The sequence below is a fragment of the Amycolatopsis sp. NPDC023774 genome (assembly GCF_040639695.1).
Classification (GTDB): Bacteria; Actinomycetota; Actinomycetes; order Mycobacteriales; family Pseudonocardiaceae; genus Amycolatopsis.
This window is the reverse complement of the sequence record NZ_JBFAAJ010000003.1, coordinates 240382-258864: the sequence shown is the minus strand read 5'-3', so window position 1 is coordinate 258864 and position 18483 is coordinate 240382. Positions and strand designations below refer to the sequence as shown.

18 protein-coding genes are annotated in these 18483 nt (G+C 71.9%); 16 read left to right on the top strand and 2 right to left on the bottom strand.

Features of this window, described 5'->3' with window-relative positions:
• The first annotated feature begins 20 nt into the window (after window positions 1-20).
• The 6 genes from aroC to AB0F91_RS10685 all read left to right on the top strand — a co-directional run bounded on the left by aroC (window position 21) and on the right by AB0F91_RS10685 (window position 5768).
• Window positions 21-1208, top strand: a complete 1188-nt coding sequence (gene aroC / locus AB0F91_RS10710) for a chorismate synthase (protein ID WP_360596663.1) — start codon at window positions 21-23, stop codon at window positions 1206-1208.
• Window positions 1205-1729: a shikimate kinase gene (locus AB0F91_RS10705; protein ID WP_360596661.1), complete on the top strand. Its 525-nt coding sequence runs from the start codon at window positions 1205-1207 to the stop codon at window positions 1727-1729. Before aroC ends, AB0F91_RS10705 begins: the two co-directional genes overlap by 4 nt.
• A 31-nt stretch (window positions 1730-1760) precedes the next feature.
• Window positions 1761-2870, top strand: a complete 1110-nt coding sequence (gene aroB / locus AB0F91_RS10700) for a 3-dehydroquinate synthase (protein ID WP_360596660.1) — start codon at window positions 1761-1763, stop codon at window positions 2868-2870.
• Window positions 2867-3298, top strand: coding sequence for a type II 3-dehydroquinate dehydratase (gene aroQ / locus AB0F91_RS10695; RefSeq protein ID WP_360596658.1), 432 nt, complete (start codon window positions 2867-2869; stop codon window positions 3296-3298). The genes aroB and aroQ overlap by 4 nt, the downstream gene beginning before the upstream one ends.
• Window positions 3299-3437: 139 nt before the next feature.
• Window positions 3438-4217 carry a GNAT family N-acetyltransferase gene (locus AB0F91_RS10690; RefSeq protein ID WP_360596657.1) on the top strand — a complete coding sequence of 260 codons (780 nt, stop codon included), beginning with the start codon at window positions 3438-3440 and terminating at the stop codon, window positions 4215-4217.
• Between the two features lie 21 nt (window positions 4218-4238).
• Complete coding sequence (locus AB0F91_RS10685) at window positions 4239-5768, top strand: beta-xylosidase (protein WP_360596655.1); 1530 nt, start codon at window positions 4239-4241, stop codon at window positions 5766-5768.
• On the opposite strand, the gene AB0F91_RS10680 is transcribed toward AB0F91_RS10685, so the two are convergent.
• A complete protein-coding gene (locus AB0F91_RS10680; RefSeq protein ID WP_360596654.1) occupies window positions 5692-6294 on the bottom strand; it encodes a B-4DMT family transporter in 603 nt (200 codons plus the stop codon). The genes AB0F91_RS10685 and AB0F91_RS10680 overlap by 77 nt on opposite strands.
• Window positions 6295-6439: 145 nt before the next feature.
• Between AB0F91_RS10680 and AB0F91_RS10675 the strand changes: the two genes are divergently transcribed.
• From AB0F91_RS10675 to nusB, 3 genes are read left to right on the top strand one after another with little or no spacing between them, the layout of a single operon-like run.
• Window positions 6440-7537, top strand: coding sequence for a Xaa-Pro peptidase family protein (locus tag AB0F91_RS10675; RefSeq protein WP_360596652.1), 1098 nt, complete (start codon window positions 6440-6442; stop codon window positions 7535-7537).
• 44 nt (window positions 7538-7581) lie between these two features.
• Window positions 7582-8145, top strand: a complete 564-nt coding sequence (gene efp / locus AB0F91_RS10670; RefSeq protein ID WP_360596650.1) for an elongation factor P — start codon at window positions 7582-7584, stop codon at window positions 8143-8145.
• Complete coding sequence (gene nusB / locus AB0F91_RS10665; protein WP_360596648.1) at window positions 8145-8603, top strand: transcription antitermination factor NusB; 459 nt, start codon at window positions 8145-8147, stop codon at window positions 8601-8603. The genes efp and nusB overlap by 1 nt, the downstream gene beginning before the upstream one ends.
• 390 nt (window positions 8604-8993) lie before the next feature.
• Here nusB and AB0F91_RS10660 read toward each other — a convergent pair whose 3' ends face one another.
• The gene (locus AB0F91_RS10660) at window positions 8994-9482 is read right to left on the bottom strand and encodes a helix-turn-helix domain-containing protein (RefSeq protein ID WP_003096372.1); all 489 of its coding nucleotides are present in this window, start codon (window positions 9480-9482) and stop codon (window positions 8994-8996) included.
• Between the two features lie 260 nt (window positions 9483-9742).
• Between AB0F91_RS10660 and pyrR the strand changes: the two genes are divergently transcribed.
• Genes pyrR through pyrF form a run of 7 tightly spaced genes read left to right on the top strand, consistent with a single transcriptional unit; the run spans window position 9743 to window position 18376 of the window.
• Window positions 9743-10363, top strand: a complete 621-nt coding sequence (pyrR, locus tag AB0F91_RS10655; protein WP_360596646.1) for a bifunctional pyr operon transcriptional regulator/uracil phosphoribosyltransferase PyrR — start codon at window positions 9743-9745, stop codon at window positions 10361-10363.
• Complete coding sequence (locus AB0F91_RS10650) at window positions 10360-11292, top strand: aspartate carbamoyltransferase catalytic subunit (protein WP_360596645.1); 933 nt, start codon at window positions 10360-10362, stop codon at window positions 11290-11292. Before pyrR ends, AB0F91_RS10650 begins: the two co-directional genes overlap by 4 nt.
• Window positions 11289-12575 carry a dihydroorotase gene (locus tag AB0F91_RS10645; protein ID WP_360596644.1) on the top strand — a complete coding sequence of 429 codons (1287 nt, stop codon included), beginning with the start codon at window positions 11289-11291 and terminating at the stop codon, window positions 12573-12575. The genes AB0F91_RS10650 and AB0F91_RS10645 overlap by 4 nt, the downstream gene beginning before the upstream one ends.
• Window positions 12575-13090 (top strand): transporter, encoded by a 516-nt coding sequence (locus AB0F91_RS10640; protein WP_360596643.1) that lies wholly within the window; start codon window positions 12575-12577, stop codon window positions 13088-13090. Before AB0F91_RS10645 ends, AB0F91_RS10640 begins: the two co-directional genes overlap by 1 nt.
• Window positions 13087-14220 carry a glutamine-hydrolyzing carbamoyl-phosphate synthase small subunit gene (gene carA, locus AB0F91_RS10635; protein ID WP_360596641.1) on the top strand — a complete coding sequence of 378 codons (1134 nt, stop codon included), beginning with the start codon at window positions 13087-13089 and terminating at the stop codon, window positions 14218-14220. Before AB0F91_RS10640 ends, carA begins: the two co-directional genes overlap by 4 nt.
• The gene (carB, locus tag AB0F91_RS10630; protein ID WP_360596640.1) at window positions 14220-17534 is read left to right on the top strand and encodes a carbamoyl-phosphate synthase large subunit; all 3315 of its coding nucleotides are present in this window, start codon (window positions 14220-14222) and stop codon (window positions 17532-17534) included. The genes carA and carB overlap by 1 nt, the downstream gene beginning before the upstream one ends.
• Window positions 17531-18376 (top strand): orotidine-5'-phosphate decarboxylase, encoded by an 846-nt coding sequence (gene pyrF, locus AB0F91_RS10625; RefSeq protein WP_360596638.1) that lies wholly within the window; start codon window positions 17531-17533, stop codon window positions 18374-18376. The genes carB and pyrF overlap by 4 nt, the downstream gene beginning before the upstream one ends.
• Window positions 18377-18483: the final 107 nt, after the last annotated feature.

Here is an 18483-nt window from a genome sequence, read left to right as displayed (position 1 = left end):
ACGCGTGACAGGATTGTCAGGTGTTGCGCTGGATCACCGCAGGAGAATCGCACGGACCCGCCCTCGCCGCTGTGCTCGAGGGCCTGCCCGCTGGTGTGGAGGTGACCACCGGAGACCTCACCGCGCAGCTGGCGCGGCGCCGCCTCGGGTTCGGTCGCAGCCCACGCATGGGGTTCGAGACCGACCACGTGCAGTTCCTGGGCGGCGTCCGCCACGGGATCTCGCAGGGCGGCCCCATCGCGGTGCAGATCGAGAACGCCGAGTGGCCCAAGTGGGAGCAGGTCATGGCGGCCGACCCCGTGGACCCCGAGGTGCTCGCCGGCCTGGCGCGCAACGAGCCGCTCACGCGGCCGCGCCCCGGGCACGCCGATCTGCCCGGCATGCAGAAGTACGGCTTCGACGAGGCCCGTCCCGTGCTCGAGCGCGCGAGCGCCCGCGAGACGGCGTCGCGCACGGCGCTGGGCACGGTGGCGCGCAACTTCCTGCGCCAGCTGCTGGGTGTGGAGGTGCTGAGCCACGTCGTGTCGATCGGCGGCGCCGACGCGCCCGACGGGCCGCTGCCGCAGCCGGGTGACCTGGCCGCGATCGACGAGAGCCCCGTGCGGGCGTTCTCGGCCGAGGGCACCGAGGCGATGGTCGCCGAGGTCGACGCCGTGCGGAAGGCGGGCGACACCGTCGGCGGCGTGATCGAGGTGCTCGCCTACGGGCTGCCGCCGGGCCTCGGCTCCCACGTGCACTGGGACCGCCGCCTCGACGCGCGCCTCGCGGGCGCGCTCATGGGCGTGCAGGCCATGAAGGGCGTGGAGGTCGGCGATGGCTTCACCACCGCGCGGCGCTGGGGCAGCCAGGCCCACGACGAGATCGACCGCGGCACCGGCCCGGTCGGTGTCACGCGCCGCTCCAACCGCGCGGGTGGCCTCGAAGGCGGCATCACCAACGGCGAGCCCCTGCGCGTGCGCGTGGCGATGAAGCCGATCTCGACCGTCCCGAAGGCGCTGTCCACGGTGGACGTGCGCACCGGCGAGCCGGCCGTCGCGATCCACCAGCGTTCGGACGTGTGCGCCGTGCCGCGGGCGGGTGTCGTGCTCGAGTCCGTGGTGGCGCTGGTGCTGGCCGACGCCGCGCTGGAGAAGTTCGGCGGCGACTCGCTGGCCGAGAGCAGGCGCAACGCCGAGGGCTACCTGAAGGCGCTCGAGGAGCGCTGGTGAGCCCGCGCGCCGTGGTCGTGGGACCGCCGGGCTCGGGCAAGAGCACGGTGGGCCCGCTGCTCGCCGAGGCGCTCGGGGTGGCGTTCCGCGACACCGACGACGACATCGTCGAGCGCGCCGGCCGCGCGATCTCCGACATCTTCGCCGAGGACGGCGAGTCGGCGTTCCGCGCGCTCGAAGCGCAGGCCGTCGCCACGGCGCTCGACGAGCACGACGGCGTCCTCTCCCTCGGCGGCGGCGCTCCGCTGACGCCGGAGACGCGGGCGTTGCTGGCGAAGCACACGGTGGTGTTCCTGAACGTCGGCCTCGCCGCCGGCGTGCAGCGCACCGGCCTGTCGAGTGCGCGTCCGCTGCTGGCGGGCGTGAACCCGCGCGCCACGTTCAAATCGCTGCTCGACGCGCGCCTGCCGGTCTACCGGGAGGTGGCGACCGTCGAGATCGAGACCGACCACCGGTCACCCGCCGAGGTCGTGGCCGCCGCGGTCGCCGCGATCGAGCCCGCCGAGGCCCGCGAGCGGTAAGACCGGCAAAACCAGGAGTAGTGAGGAAACCGTGTCCCAACCCGTCCGGATCCGCGTCGCGACCGCGCACCCGTACGACGTGCTCGTGGGCCGCGGCCTGCTCGCCGAGCTCACCGCGCAGCTCGCCGACGCGTCGAAAATCGCGCTGATCCACCCGCCCACGCTCACCGCCACGGCCGAGGCCGTGCGCGAGGAGCTCGCCGAAGCGGGCCTCGACGCGCACCGCGTGGAGATCCCGGACGCGGAGGACGGCAAGGCCTTCTCCGTCGCCAGCTTCTGCTGGGAGGTCCTCGGGCGGATCGGGCTCGACCGCCGCGGCGTGGTCGTGGGCCTCGGCGGCGGCGCCGTGACGGACCTGGCCGGCTTCGTCGCCGCCACCTGGATGCGCGGCGTGCGGTTGGTCAACGTGCCGACCACGCTGCTCGGCATGGTCGACGCGGCCGTCGGCGGCAAGACGGGCATCAACACCGAGGCCGGCAAGAACCTCGTGGGCGTGTTCCACGAGCCGAGCGCCGTGCTCGTCGACCTCGCGACGCTGGAAACCCTGCCCCGCAACGAACTCGTGGCCGGCATGGCCGAGGTCGTGAAGACGGGCTTCATCGCCGACCCGCGCATCCTCGAGCTGATCGAACAGGATCCCGAAGCCGCCCTCGACCCGTCCGGAGACGTGCTGGCCGAGCTGGTCCGCCGCTCGATCCAGGTGAAGGCCGACGTCGTCGCCGCCGACCTGCGCGAGTCCGACCTGCGCGAGATCCTCAACTACGGCCACACCCTCGGCCACGCCATCGAGCGCCGCGAGCGCTACCGCTGGCGCCACGGCGCGGCCGTGAGCGTGGGCCTGGTGTTCGCCGCCGAGCTCGCCCGCCTCGCCGGGCGCCTCGACGACGAGACCGCCGCGCGCCACGCGTCCGTGCTGAAGCTGATCGGCTTGCCGACCACTTACGACGCCGACGCGCTCGGCCAGCTCATGGAGAGCATGAAGGGCGACAAGAAGACCCGCTCCGGCGTGCTCCGGTTCGTGGTCCTCGACGCGCTCGCCAAGCCCGGCCGCCTCGAAGGTCCGGACCCGGCGCTGCTGGCCGCCGCCTACTCGGCGATCGCGGCCGACGCCCCCAAGAGCGGCGGGAGCGTGCTGCTGTGAAGGTCTTCGTCTTCAACGGCCCCAACCTCGGCCGCCTCGGCAAACGCGAGCCCGCAACCTACGGATCGACGACCCACGACGACCTCGCCGCCCTCTGCGTGAAGACGGGCTCCGAGCTCGGACTCGCCGTCGAGGTGCGCCAGACCGACCACGAGGGCGAGCTCGTCGGCTGGCTCCACGAGGCCGCCGACGGCGGTCACCCGGTCGTGCTCAACGCCGGCGCCTGGACGCACTACTCGATCGCGGTGCGCGACGCCGCCGCGCAGCTGTCCGCGCCGCTGATCGAGCTGCACATCAGCAACGTCCACAAGCGCGAGCAGTTCCGCCACCACAGCGTGCTCTCCGACATCGCCACCGGCGTGATCGCAGGCCTCGGCGTCGACGGCTACGGTCTCGCGCTGCACTGGGTGGCAGCGAACGTGAAGTGACCCCGTAGCTCACCACCGACCGGCTCCGGCTGCGGAGCCTGACCGAGGCCCACACCGAGGCCGTGGTGGCGGTGTTCGCCGACCCGGAGATGAGCCGGTTCTTCGCCGCCGACTTCTCCGATCCGACCAGGCCCGCGCCATGGTGGCGCGCCGGCTCGCCTACGACGGACCCGAAGGCCAGGGCCACTGGGTGGTCGAGCACGAGGGCGAAGTCATCGGCGTCGCCCATCTGCGCCCGTCGTCCGAGCTGCCCGGCGCCGTCGCCGAGCTGGGCTACTTCATCGCCGCGAAGCATGCGGGAAAGGGCTTTGCCGCCGAAGCCGGCCGCGCGCTCGTGGACTACGGACTGACCACGCTCGGCCTGCCTGCCGTGTGGGCGCTCGTCCACGAGGACAACGCGGCCAGCCTCGCGATCACCCGCCGGCTCGGCTTCCTCGACGTCGGCTCCGGCGTGCACTACGGCGACGTGCACCGCGTGCTCGTGGCGCTGCCCACCGCGCACGGCCGGCCCCACCACATCGAGCTCTGGGCGCCCGGCCTCGCGCGCGCCGAACGCAGCTGGGGCTGGCTGCTGGGCCGCCTCGGGTGGCGCGAGTTCCCGCGCTGGCCCGACGGCGTCAGCTGGCGCCTCGGCCCCACGTACCTGGTGGTGGAGGCCTCGCCCGCGATGGCGGGCGGATCGCACGAACGCCTGCGCCCCGGGCTCAACCACCTCGCCCTGCACGTCGCCACGCGCGCGGAGGTCGACGAGCTCGCGGCCGGCGGTCACGGCTGGCGGCCGCTGTTCGCGGACCGTTTCCCCTACGCGTGCGGGAAACGGCACTCCGCGGCCTACCTGGAGAACGACGACGGCTTCGAGGTCGAGCTCGTTGCCCTCGAACACCCGCGAGTCGGGGACGCGTTCACCCGACCGGGTTAGGACTGGTTAGACTCGGCCATCATGCACCCGTTTCGTGGCGGGGTTCGGCGACCCGCGCGAGCCCTGTTCGCCCTGGCGTTGTCGGGGGTCGTGGTGGCGGGCTGCAGCGACAGCTACGCGCAGACCCAGGCTGACGGACCCGGCCACGGCGGCATCGCGGGCGGCAAGCCGGCTCCGGCGAAGCCCCCGCGCGTGGCGAACGTCCCCCTGGAGACCGCGAAAGCCCGCCAGAGCAACGGAGTGGTCGCCGCCGGCGCCGCCGACGCGGTCTACAACTACGGCCCCACGGCGATGGTCGAAAACGGCAAGACCCGCCTGTGGTGGTGCAGCCAGTACGGCAGCGCGGTCCCGCCCGGAGACGACATCCTCTACGCCGAGGCGCCTTCGGCCGACGGTCCCTTCACCGGACCCGGTGGTGGCGCGCCGATCGCGGTCCTGTCCGGCTCGCCCGGCGCGTTCGACGGCGTGCACACGTGCGACCCGTCCGTGCTGCGCGTCGGCGGCACCTACTACCTGTACTACACCGGCGCGGCGGGCGACCACGCGCTCGGCAACGCCGTCGGCCTCGCGACGAGTCCCGACGGAATCCACTGGACCCGCGCGGCGGGCGGGCGCCCGATCCTCGGGCCTTCGCACGACGTGCACCGCGACAACGTCTACGGCGCCGGCCAGCCCTCGGTCGTATTCCTCGACGGCTGGTACTACCTCATGTTCACCGACACCACCGGCCGCGCCGCCGGCTGGAACGGTGCCGGCCAGTTCGTGATCCGCTCCCACGACCCGGCGTTCGGCAGCGGCGTGGAAGCGTTGGGGGACAAGGGTTTCACGTCCGTGTCCGGCACCTCGGCACCTCGTGATCGCTCGGTGGTCGACGGGTTCAGTGCCGACCTCGAGTGGGTCGGCGCGCTCGACGCGTTCGTGATCGCCCACGAGACCGCGGACGGCACCACACTCACCTTCTGGGACAAGGACTTCACGCTCCAGCCCTACACGCCGCTGGTGATTCCCGGCGCCTGGAAGGAAGGACCCGGCCTCGTCCGCCGCCCGGACGGCCACGCGCCGACGTCGGTCACCGACCCGTGCGACACCGTCTCGTTCGACGTCGTGCGCGCGACCGCGATCGGCTCCGCGGGCGCGCCGACGGGCCTGAGGCACTTCGGCCTCGACGTGCAGGGCGCCGGCGGCTGTTCAAGCCCTGACCGCGTGACCACGACCTTCGACGGCGTCGCGATGCCGTCCCCGGATCGCCGGATGGACCTGTTCCGCCGCGGCGTGCGCATCTGCGTCGACCGCCGCTCCGTCGCCGCCGCCTTGGCCGGGGAGGTCGTGGACCGGCCGCTCGCGCCTGTCGCCGGGCTGCCCGTGAAGACGACGCTGAAGTCCGGCACGACCGTGGTCCACTCGTACGGCCACGGGTACGGCGTGGTGCTGGGCAACGAGCTCTACGGCCTGCCCGACACCACGACCGTGGACCTCAACGGGGCCGAGGTGACGGAGATCGACCCGCGACAGTGGGACGCCTACGCGCCCGGGCTCCCGCTGGGCGGCTGACGGGCGACGGCTTCGGCCGCGGCGCGCCGGCCGGCTCGGCGGCCTCGGGTTCCGGCAGCTCCAGCTGACCCGACTGGCTGCCCGAACCGTCGTCGTCGTCCTCCTCGGGCACCGGCTCCGCGTCCTCGGGTGCGGGCCGGCGCACGCGCGAGCCGACGAACAGCCCCAGCCCGGCCGGCACCAGCACCAGCAGCGCCGAGAACGCCGCGCCGCCGGTGAGCGCCGCGCCCAGCTCCGAGGTCCCGGTCTGGTCGACGAACACCGCGCGCCCGATCACGTAAAGGATGCCGGAGACGACGCCGGCGACCAGCGAGGCGATGAACCAGGCGCGGCCGCGGTCCGGCTTGTCGCGCCAGCCGTCGACCGCGCTCCACAGCGCCGCGACGCCCACCAGTACGGCGAGGGTGACGGACGTGATCACCGTCTGGTCGGTCGGGTGGAACACGGACCACTTGGCGAGCAGCGTCATGGCGGCGGCGTGGACGACGGCCATGACCAGCCCGCGAGTCAACCAGGCACCCAGCATGGACGGAGTGTAGGTGCCACCGGGTGAACGCCGCGTGGTCCGCCCCGATGCGGCGTTCGTTGCGTTGGACGCAACCAACGCCGCATGGGGGCGCGGGCCGAGCGCGTGCCCGGGGCGGCGGAGGGGGCGTGGCTAAGCTGGCCGGGTGCCTGAAACCCACGCTCACCGTCGCGGCGCGCTGCGGTCCCTGATCACCGACTCCGGGGTCGACGCGCTGCTGGTCACCGACCTGCTCAACATCCGCTACCTCACCGGGTTCACCGGGTCGAACGCCGCGCTGCTCGTGCATGGCGGCGGCGAGGCAAAGACCGTCTTCTGCACCGACGGCCGCTACACGACCCAGTCGGCGTCCGAGGTGCCCGACCTCGAACGCGTGACGGGCCGCGCCAGCGCCCGCGTGCTCGCCGACTTCGCGGCCCATGCCCAGTCGACCTACGGGCGCACCGGGTTCGAGAGCCAGCACGTGAGCGTCGAAGACCATGAGGCGCTCAAGGTGCGCTTCGACAAGGTGACGCTGGTCCGCACGCCCGGGTTGGTCGAGCAGCTGCGTGCGGTGAAGGACGAGGTCGAGGTCGCGGCCCTGCGCTCGGCCTGCGCGGCGGCCGACCGCGCGCTCGCCGACCTGCTGGCGGCCGGCGGCCTGCGCGCCGGGCGCACCGAGCTGGAAGTGGCACGCGACCTCGAGAACCGCATGCTGGAGCACGGTTCGTCGGAGCCGTCGTTCGCCACGATCGTGGCCGCCGGGCCCAACTCGGCGATCCCGCACCACCAGCCCACCGGCGCGGAGCTGCGCGAAGGCGACTTCGTGAAGATGGACTTCGGCGCGACGGTCGACGGCTACCACTCCGACATGACCCGCACGGTCGTGCTCGGCAAGGCCGCCGACTGGCAGCGCGAGCTCTATGACCTGGTCCACCGCGCCCAGGCGGCCGGTACCGCGGCCGTGTTCCCGGGCGCCGACGTGTCCGAAGTGGACGCCGCGGCGCGCTCCGTGATCGCCGCCGCGGGCCGCGCGGAGGAGTTCGCGCACGGCCTCGGCCACGGCGTCGGGCTCGAGGTGCACGAGGCGCCCAGCCTCGCTACCACGGGCGTCGGTACACTGTCCGCCGGTATGGCGGTCACCGTCGAGCCCGGCGTCTACCTCGCGGGGCGCGGTGGCGTGCGCATCGAGGACACGCTCGTCGTGCGGGACTCCGGGCCCGAACTCCTCACCCTGAGCACCAAGGACCTCGTGGCCGTCTGAGACGGGCCGCGGACGAAGAGATCGACACAGGAGACCGAAAGCTCGTGGCCACCACCAACGACCTGAAGAACGGGCTCGTCCTCAACCTCGAGGGCCAGCTCTGGACCGTCACCGCGTTCCAGCACGTCAAGCCGGGCAAGGGCGGTGCGTTCGTGCGCACCACGCTCAAGCACGTGCTGACGGGGAAGGTCGTCGACAAGACCTTCAACGCCGGCACGAAGGTCGAAACGGCCACCGTGGACCGCCGGAACATGACCTACCTGTACAAGGACGGCCAGGACTTCGTGTTCATGGACGGCGACACCTACGACCAGATCACGGTCCCGGCCGAGGTCGTGTCGGACAACGCCAACTACATGCTCGAGAACACCGAGGTCCAGGTCGCGGTGCACGAGAACGAGCCGCTGTACGTCGAGCTCCCGACGTCGGTCGAGATCCTCATCCAGCACACCGACCCGGGCCTGCAGGGCGACCGCTCCACCGGCGGCACCAAGCCGGCGACGCTGGAGACCGGCGCGGAGATCCAGGTCCCGCTGTTCGTCTCGACCGGCGAGAAGATCAAGGTCGACACGCGTGACGGCCGGTACCTCGGCCGCGTCTCCGGCTGATGGCGGACAAACAGAAGCCGCACCCGAACCGCGGCGGTGCGATCAGCAGGCGGCAGGCCCGCCGGCGTGCCGTCGAGATGCTGTACGAAGCTGCGCAACGCGGCACCGACCCGGTCACGCTGCTGGCCGACCGGGTCGGGTCCACCGACGTCGACCCCGTCGCCGACTACACGATCACCGTTGTGGAGGGCGTCACGACCCACCGCGAGCAGGTGGACGAGCTGCTGGCCGAGCACTCGCAGGGCTGGACGCTGGACCGCATGCCGCCGGTCGACCTGGCGGTGCTGCGCGTGGGAGTCTACGAGATGCTCTGGTCCTCCGACGTGCCCGACCCCGTCGCGATCGACGAGGCCGTGGGCCTGGCGAAAGAGCTCTCGACCGACGACTCGCCGCGCTTCGTCAACGGCGTGCTCGGGCGCATCGGGACGATCGCCGACCGCCTGCGGGCCGTGCTCTGACCCGCTGACGGCAGCGTCCAAACAGCCGAAAACCGCCGAAGGCCGCGGCTCCGTGAAGGAGCCGCGGCCTTCGGCGTTGTGCTGGTGCCCCCAGGAAGCCTCACGAGTGGGGTCCGGAAGAGGTCTTCGTCACACCGCGCGTTTCTCCAGCCGGCGCGGGGCCGCGCTCGGCCCTGCCCGGGCATCGCCCGGTGAACCGGGTTCACCGTCACGGCAACCCGGAAGCGCTAGCCCAAACGGGTCACGCGCCGGAACGGCGGGCGCGGGTGCGAGGGGACGGCCGGGGCGATGTTGATCACCGTCCGCAGCCGGTCCGGCGGTGTCCGAAGCTCGGTGGGTGTTTCCGGTGCCCCGCCGAAAACACCCACCACGTCGGGCAACCGCCGCCCATCAGTCTTCTTTGGACGGACGAGCCTCGGGCGGCAGGACGCCCCAGTCGATGAGCTGTTCGGTGAGCTCACCGGGGGTCATGTCGTAGATGATCGCGAGCGAGCGCAGGTCCTCGGTGCGGATGGAGAGCACCTTGCCGTTGTAGTCGCCGCGCTGGCTCTGGATCGTGGCCGCGTACCGCGCGAGCGGGCCGACCTTCTCCGCGGGCAGCTGCTGGAGCCGCTCGAGGTTGATCACGATCTTCGTGGCGGGTTCGGCACCCGAGGGCACACGGCCCTCCGGCAGCAGTTCGACCACCGGTACACCGTAGAAGTCGGCCAGTTCGGCCAGCTTCTGGACGGTGACGGCGCGGTCGCCACGCTCGTACGAGCCGACGACGACGGCCTTCCAGCGGCCGCCCGACTTCTGCTCGACCCCGTGCAGGGAGAGGCCCTGCTGCTGGCGGATCCCGCGGAGCTTGGCCCCGAGCGCCTTGGCGTAATCGCCCATCTGGTGGTTCTCCGTTTCCTCACCCCCACGCCGGTCGGGGTGACCGGTCAGGGGACTCCTCGAGTCGAATACTCAGAGTAATGGTTACGCATAGTTGTCACCAGGTCAAGCAGAAGGTCTCCGTACCTGGTCGCGGACGTGGGCACACCACCCGGAAGGCTGATTGACCTGCCCTGCTACTGTCGGTGCGATTTCCCGCACGAGCGGGGAGTCGACGTCCTTTAAGGACCCGTCCAGAGAGGCGGGGAAGGAGGTCCGCCTTGTCGTCACGTCCGCGTGGCGCGGCGGAACCGGCCGGGGAGCGCGAGCTTCTTTCGGCCGGCGATGTCGCGCGCACCATCGCCCGGATGGCCCATCAGGTCATCGAGAAGACCGCACTCGGTGCGGGTGCTTCCGGTGACCCCGGCTCACCCGGTGATCAAGCCCCGCCGGTGTTGCTGGGCATTCCCACCCGCGGTACTCCGCTGGCCACCCGGCTCGCCGGGAAGATCGGCGAGTTCTCACGCGTCGTCCCCCCGACGGGGGCGCTCGACGTCACCCTGTACCGCGACGACCTGCGCCGCCGGCCGCCGCGCGCGCTCGAGCAGACGCAGCTGCCGCCCGGCGGCATCGACGACCGGGTGGTGATCCTGGTCGACGACGTGCTGTTCTCCGGCCGCACCATCCGCGCCGCCCTCGACGCCCTGCGCGACCACGGCCGCCCGCGCGCCGTGCAGCTGGCCGTGCTCGTCGACCGCGGCCACCGCGAGCTGCCGATCCGCGCCGACTACGTCGGCAAGAACGTGCCCACCGCGCGGGCCGAGGGCGTGTCCGTGCTGCTGTCCGAAACGGACGGGCGTGACGCGGTCCTGCTCCGCGCGCCGGAAGGAGAGTCCCGGTGAAGCACCTGCTCGCCACCGACGGTCTGGACGCCGACACCGCCACGGCCGTCCTCGACACCGCCGACGAGCTGAAGCACACGCTGCTCGGCCGGGAGGTCCGCAAGCTGCCGACGCTGCGCGGCCGCACGGTGATCACCCTGTTCTACGAGAACTCCACCCGTACGCGCGTGTCGTTCGAGATCGCCGGGAAGTGGATGAGCGCCGACGTGATCAACGTCTCGGCGTCGAGCTCCTCGGTGAACAAGGGCGAGTCGCTGCGGGACACCGCGCTCACGCTCGCCGCCGCGGGCGCCGACTGCGTGATCGTCCGGCACCCCGCCTCGGGTGCCGCGCACCGGCTGTCGGGCTGGCTCGCCGAGGCCGGCACGGCGGTGGTCAACGCGGGCGACGGCACCCACGAGCACCCCACGCAGGCGCTGCTCGACGCGGCGACCCTGCGCGAGCGGCTCGGGTCGCTGAAGGACCGCCGGGTGGCGATCGTCGGCGACGTGCTGCACAGCCGCGTCGCCCGGTCCAACATCCACCTGCTGAGCACCCTCGGCGCGGAGGTGGTGCTCGTCGCGCCGCCGACGCTGCTGCCGGTCGGCGTGGAGACGCTGCCGGTCACGATCTCGCACGACCTCGACGCCGAACTGGTGGCCGTCGACGCCGTGATGATGCTTCGGGTGCAGGCGGAACGGATGCACGGGGGCTTCTTCCCGTCGTCGCGCGAGTACTCGATCTCCTACGGCCTGTCCGAGCGGCGCCAGCGGCTGCTGCCCGACCACGCCGTGGTGCTGCACCCCGGCCCGATGCTGCGCGGGATGGAGATCGCGTCGGCGGTCGCCGATTCCCCGGCGTCGGCCATCACCGAACAGGTCCGCAACGGCGTCCACGTGCGCATGGCGGTCCTCTACCACCTCTTGGCCAGCGAAGGAGCCGCAGCGTGAGCTTGGTGATCAAGGGCGCCCGCCCGTACGGGGAGGGTGAACCGGTCGACGTCCTGATCGAGGACGGCGTGATCACGGCCATCGGGGAGGTCTCCGTGCCCGAAGCCGCCGAGGTCCTCGACGCCGGGGGCCAGGTGCTGCTGCCCGGTTTCGTCGACCTGCACACCCACCTGCGCGAGCCCGGCCGTGAGGACACCGAGACGATCGAGACCGGCTCGGCCGCCGCGGCGCTGGGCGGCTACACGGCCGTGTTCGCCATGGCCAACACCGACCCGGTGGCCGACAACGCGCTCGTGACCGACCACGTGTGGCGGCGCGGGCAGGAGGTCGCGCTGGTCGACGTGCACCCGGTCGGCGCCGTCACGGTGGGGCTCAAGGGCGAGAAGCTCGCCGAGCTCGGCACGATGGCCAAGGGCACCGCCGCCGTGCGCGTGTTCTCCGACGACGGCGTGTGCGTGGCCGACCCGCTGCTGATGCGCCGCGCGCTGGAGTACTCGACCGCGCTCGACGCCGTGATCGCCCAGCACGCCGAGGAGCCGCGGCTCACGGTCGGCGCACAGGCCAACGAGGGCGAGAACTCCGCACGCCTGGGCTACCCGGGCTGGCCGGCTTCGGCCGAGGAGTCGATCGTCGCGCGCGACTGCCTGCTCGCGCTGCACGCCAAGGCCCGCCTGCACGTCTGCCACGTGTCCACTTCGGGCACGGTCGACGTCCTGCGGTGGGCGAAGGACCGCGGCACCAAGGTGTCAGCCGAGGTCACCCCGCACCACCTGCTGCTCACCGACGAGCGCCTCGCCACCTACGACCCGGTGAACAAGGTGAACCCGCCGCTGCGCACCGGCGGCGACGTCGAGAAGCTGCGCGCGGCGCTGGCCGAAGGCGTGATCGACTGCGTCGCCACCGACCACGCGCCCCACGCCGTGCAGGACAAGGACACCGAGTGGAGCGCCGCGCGGCCGGGCATGCTCGGCTTGCAGACCGCGCTCTCGGTCGTCGTCCGCGCGATGGTGGAGCCGGGCCTGCTCGACTGGCGCGGCATCGCCCGCGTGATGAGCGAGCGGCCCGCCGCGATCGGCAACCTGCCCGACCAGGGCCGCCCGCTCGAGGTCGGCGAGCCCGCCAACCTGACCCTCGTGGACCCCGGCGCGGAGTGGACGGTGCGCGGCGTGGAGCTCGCCAGCATCTCCGCGAACACCCCGTACGAGGGAATGCGGCTGCCCGCCGTGGTGGCGGCCACCGTGCTGCGCGGGCGGATCACCGCGCGCGAAGGGAAGATCTGCTGATGGACCGGTTCCTCCTCACCCTGGGGATCGTCGTCTTCTTCCTCCTGTGCCTGTGGGGCATGTGGGTGGGCTGGCGGCGCAAGTCGCGCTCGCAGAGCGCGCAGGTGCCGCCGTTCCCGGGAATTCCCGGGGATCCCGGTGAGATCCTGCTGGAGTCGACCGGGCTCTACGTCAGCACCACCACCGCCGGAAACTGGCAGGAGCGGGTCGTGACGCGGGGCGCGGGGCTGCGCACCGGCGCGGTCTGGCGCCTGCACCCCGGCGGCATCGCGGTGGAACGCGGCGGCGCCCCCGACTTCTGGATCCCGCGCGAGGCGGTCACCGGGATCCGCCGCGACTCGAAGATCGCCGGGAAGGTGATGGGCACCGACGCGCTGCTCGTCGTCACCTGGCGGCTGGGTGACGTCGATCTCGACACCGGCTTCCGCGGCGACGAGCTCGACGACTATCCACAGTGGATCGACCAGCTTTCCCCCGACAACTCGGATCACGACATCAAGGGAGGTGCCCAGTGAGCACCGCGAACGGCACTCGCGTCCCCGCCGCCCTGGTTCTGGAGGACGGCCGGGTCTTCCGCGGCGCGGCCTACGGCGCGCGCGGGCGGACGCTCGGCGAGGCGGTGTTCTGCACCGGCATGACCGGCTACCAGGAGACGCTGACCGACCCGTCCTACCACCGGCAGATCGTGGTGCAGACCGCACCGCAGATCGGCAACACCGGCTGGAACGACGAGGACGACGAGTCGGCCCGCATCTGGGTCTCGGGCTACGTGGTGCGCGACCCGGCCCGCACGCCGTCCAACTGGCGCGCCAAGCGCGGCCTCGACGAGGAGCTGGCCCGTCAGGGCATCGTCGGCATCTCCGAGGTCGACACGCGCACGCTCACGCGGCACCTGCGCGAGCAGGGCGCGATGCGCGCCGGCGTGTTCTCCGGCGACGCGTTGGGCAGCGACGAGCAGATGGTGGCCGAGGTCCTGGCGAGCCCGCAGATGAAGGGCGCCGACCTCGCGGGCGAGGTCTCCACCGACAAGCCCTATGTCGTCGAGGCGCAGGGCGAACGGCGCTTCCGCGTGGCCGCGCTCGACCTGGGCATCAAGTCCAACACCCCGCGCCTGATGACGCAGCGCGGCATCGAGGTCCACGTGCTGCCCGCCGCGACCACGGTCGAGGAGCTGCTCGCGGTCGAGGCCGACGGCGTCTTCCTCTCCAACGGCCCGGGCGACCCCGCGACCACCACGCACGCCACCGCGCTGACGAAGGCCGTGCTGGAGCGCGAGATCCCGCTGTTCGGCATCTGCTTCGGCAACCAGATCCTCGGCCGAGCACTGGGGCTGGGTACGTACAAGATGCGCTACGGCCACCGCGGCATCAACATCCCGGTGATCGACGTGGCCACCGGCCGCGTCGCGATCACGGCGCAGAACCACGGCTTCGCGCTCGAAGGCGAGCCGGGCCAGCGGTTCGAGTCGCCCTACGGCGCCGCGCAGATCAGCCACTACTGCCCCAACGACGACACCGTCGAGGGCGTGCGCGCCTTCGACGTGCCGGCGTTCTCGGTGCAGTACCACCCCGAAGCCGCGGCCGGACCGCACGACGCGGCGCCCCTGTTCGACGAGTTCGTGACCCTGATGGAGAAGAAGGCCTGATGCCGAAGAGGACGGACATCCAGCACGTGCTGGTGATCGGCTCCGGGCCGATCGTGATCGGGCAGGCGGCCGAGTTCGACTACTCGGGCACGCAGGCCTGCCGGGTGCTGCGGGCCGAGGGCCTGCGCGTGAGCCTGGTGAACTCGAACCCGGCCACCATCATGACCGACCCCGAGTTCGCCGACGCCACCTACATCGAGCCGGTGACGCCGGACTTCGTGGAGAAGGTCATCGCGCAGGAGCGCCCCGACGCGCTGCTGGCCACGCTGGGTGGCCAGACCGCGCTCAACTGCGCGGTCGCGCTGCACGAGCGCGGCGTGCTCGAGAAGTACGGTGTCGAGCTGATCGGCGCCGACATCGACGCCATCCAGCGCGGCGAGGACCGGCAGAAGTTCAAGGACATCGTGCGCACGATCGGCGCCGAGGTCCCGCGCAGCCGCGTCTGCAACACGATGGAGGACGTGCGCGCCACCGTCGCCGAGCTCGGCCTGCCGGTCGTGATCCGGCCGTCGTTCACCATGGGCGGCCTGGGTTCCGGCCTGGCCTACACGCCCGAGGAGCTGGAGCGGCTGGCGTCCACCGGCCTGAGCGAGTCGCCGGTCACCGAGGTGCTCATCGAGGAGAGCGTGCTCGGCTGGAAGGAGTACGAGCTCGAGCTGATGCGCGACAAGCACGACAACGTCGTGGTCGTCTGCTCGATCGAGAACGTCGACGCGATGGGTGTCCACACGGGCGACTCCGTCACCGTCGCGCCCACGATGACGCTCACCGACCGCGAGTACCAGGTGATGCGCGACGTGGGCATCGCCGTGCTGCGCGAGGTCGGCGTGGACACCGGCGGCTGCAACATCCAGTTCGCGATCAACCCGGACGACGGGCGCATGGTCGTGATCGAGATGAACCCGCGCGTGTCCCGCTCGTCGGCGCTCGCGTCGAAGGCCACCGGTTTCCCGATCGCCAAGATCGCCGCGAAGCTCGCCATCGGCTACACGCTCGACGAGATCCAGAACGACATCACCGGCGAGACCCCGGCGGCCTTCGAGCCGACGCTGGACTACGTCGTGGTGAAGATCCCGCGCTTCGCCTTCGAGAAGTTCCCGGGCGCGGACCCGACGCTCACGACCACGATGAAGAGTGTCGGCGAGGCCATGTCATTCGGCCGCAGCTTCCCCGAGGCGCTCGGCAAGGCCATGCGGTCCATCGAGACGAAGGCGACCGGGTTCTGGACCCTGCCGGATCCCGAGGGCGCGACCATGGAGTCCACTTTGGACTCGCTGCGCGTGCCGCACGAGGGCCGGCTGTACGAGGTGGAGCGGGCGCTGCGCCTGGGCGCCACCGTCGAGCAGGTCCACGAGGCCAGCGGCATCGACCCGTGGTTCGTGGACCAGATCGCGCTGATCGGCGAGGTCGGGGCCGAGGTGCGCGACGCGCCGGTGCTCGACGGCGAGCTGCTGCGCCGCGCCAAGCGCACGGGCCTGTCCGACCGCCAGATCGCCGCGCTGCGCCCCGAACTGGCGGGGGAGGACGGCGTGCGCTCGCTACGCCACCGCCTCGGTGTGCGGCCGGTGTTCAAGACCGTGGACACGTGCGCGGCCGAGTTCAAGGCGGACACGCCGTACCACTACTCGGCCTACGAGACCGACCCCGCGGCACAGTCGGAGGTCGTGGCGCAGGGTGACAAGCCGAAGGTGCTCATCCTCGGTTCCGGCCCGAACCGGATCGGGCAGGGCATCGAGTTCGACTACTCCTGCGTGCACGCCGCGATCGCGCTGCGCGAGGCCGGGTTCGAGGCCGTGATGGTCAACTGCAACCCGGAGACCGTCTCCACCGACTACGACACCTCCGACCGGCTGTACTTCGAGCCGCTGTCCTTCGAGGACGTGCTCGAGGTCGTGCACGCGGAGCAGCAGTCCGGCACCGTCGCGGGCGTGATCGTGCAGCTCGGCGGCCAGACCCCGCTGGGGCTGGCGAAGCGCCTGGCCGACGCCGGTGTGCCGGTGGTCGGCACGCCGCCGGAGGCCATCAACCTGGCCGAGGACCGCGGCGCGTTCGGCGAGGTGCTCGGCGACGCCGGGCTGCCCGCGCCGAAGTACGGCACGGCGACGTCGTTCGAGGGGGCCAAGCGGATCGCCGACGAGATCGGCTACCCGGTGCTCGTGCGCCCGTCCTACGTGCTCGGCGGGCGCGGCATGGAGATCGTCTACGACGAGGAGTCCCTCGCCGGCTACATCCGCCGCGCCACCGAGGTCACGCCCGAGCACCCGGTGCTCGTCGACCGCTTCCTCGACGACGCGATCGAGATCGACGTCGACGCCCTGTTCGACGGCGAGGAGCTCTACCTCGGCGGCGTGATGGAGCACATCGAGGAAGCCGGCATCCACTCCGGTGACTCGTCGTGCGCGCTGCCGCCGATCACGCTCGGTGCGACCGACCTCGAAGAGGTGCGCCGCTCCACGGAAGCGATCGCCCGCGGTGTCGGCGTGCGCGGCCTGCTGAACGTGCAGTACGCGCTCAAGGACGACGTGCTGTACGTGCTGGAAGCCAACCCGCGTGCCTCGCGCACGGTGCCGTTCGTCTCGAAGGCCACCGCGGTGCCGCTCGCGAAGGCGGCGGCCTTGGTGATGACCGGCTCGACGATCAAGGACCTGCGCGCGTCGGGCGTGCTGCCCGCCGAGGGCGACGGCGGCCGGATGCCGGCCGACTCGCCGGTGGCGGTCAAGGAGGCCGTGCTGCCGTTCCACCGGTTCCGCACGCCGGAGGGCCACGGCGTGGATTCCTTACTGGGCCCGGAGATGAAGTCCACGGGCGAGGTGATGGGCGTGGACGTGTCCTTCGGGAAGGCGTTCGCGAAGTCGCAGAGCGGTGCGTACGGCTCGCTGCCGACGTCGGGGCGCGTATTCGTCTCGGTGGCCAACCGCGACAAGCGCTCGATGGTCTTCCCCGTGAAGCGGCTGGCGGACCTCGGGTTCGAGATCCTGGCGACCTCCGGCACCGCAGAAGTGTTGCGGCGCAACGGGGTCGACTGCACGGTCGTGCGCAAGCACTACGAGGGCTCCACGGCGGCCGAGCCCAACATCGTGGACGTGATCCTGGCGGGCGGGGTGGAGATGGTGATCAACACGCCGTACGGCAACAGCGGCCCGCGCATCGACGGCTACGAGATCCGGACCGCGGCGGTGTCGCGCGACATTCCCTGCATCACCACCGTGCAGGGCGCGGCGGCCGCCGTGCACGGCATCGAAGCGCTCATCCGGGGTGACATCGGGGTGCGCAGCCTCCAGAGCCTCCAGGCGGCGCTGAAGGCCACGTCGTGAGCGCGCAGCGGTTCGGGGCCCGGCTGGCGAAGGCGGTCGCGGAACGCGGGCCGCTGTGCGCCGGCATCGACCCGCATCCCGGCCTGATCGAGTCCTGGGGCCTGCCTCTGGACGCGAGTGGTCTGGAACGGTTTGCGCTGGGCGCCACGGAGATCCTGGCGGCCACCACGGCGATCGTGAAGCCGCAGTCGGCGTTCTTCGAGGCGTTCGGCCCGCCCGGCGTGGCGGTGCTCGAACGCGTCGTGGACGCGGCCCACGACGCCGGTGCGCTCGTGCTGCTGGACGTGAAGCGCGGCGACATCGGCTCCACGATGGCGGCCTACACGGCCGCCTACGTGGCCGACAAGGCCGCGTTCACGGCCGACGCGGCCACGGTTTCGCCGTACCTGGGTTTCGGCGCGCTCGATCCCGCCGTGGCGGCCGCGACGGCGGCGGGCAACGGTTTGTTCGTGCTCGCGCGCACGTCGAACCCGGAGGCCCACGCGCTGCAGAGCGCGCGGCTGGCGGACGGCCGCACGGTGGCACAGAGCGTGGTGGACGCGGCGGCGGACCACAACGCGGGAGCTGAGCCCTATGGCGACGTCGGCGTGGTGGTCGGGGCCACGATCACCCCCGGCGAGCTGGATCTTTCGCGGCTCAACGGACCGGTGCTGGCACCCGGTTTCGGCGCCCAGGGGGCAACTGTGGCGGACTTACGGGCAGTGTTCGGATCCGGTCTGCCGGGCCTGCTGCCGGCGTCTTCGCGTGACCTGCTGCGGCACGGGCCGGACCCCGAGGCCATGCGCCGCGAGGTCGTGCGGGTCGCCGAGCTGCTGCGTCACACAGCCGGAAAAGACCAATAGCAGGCCCCGGAATCGGCCTCCACCAGCCACCCCCGCATTGTGGCGCCTGCTCAAGGGTGGGTACCGTCGCGTCACCCACCCAGATTTGAGAACTACCGGAGGAAAAC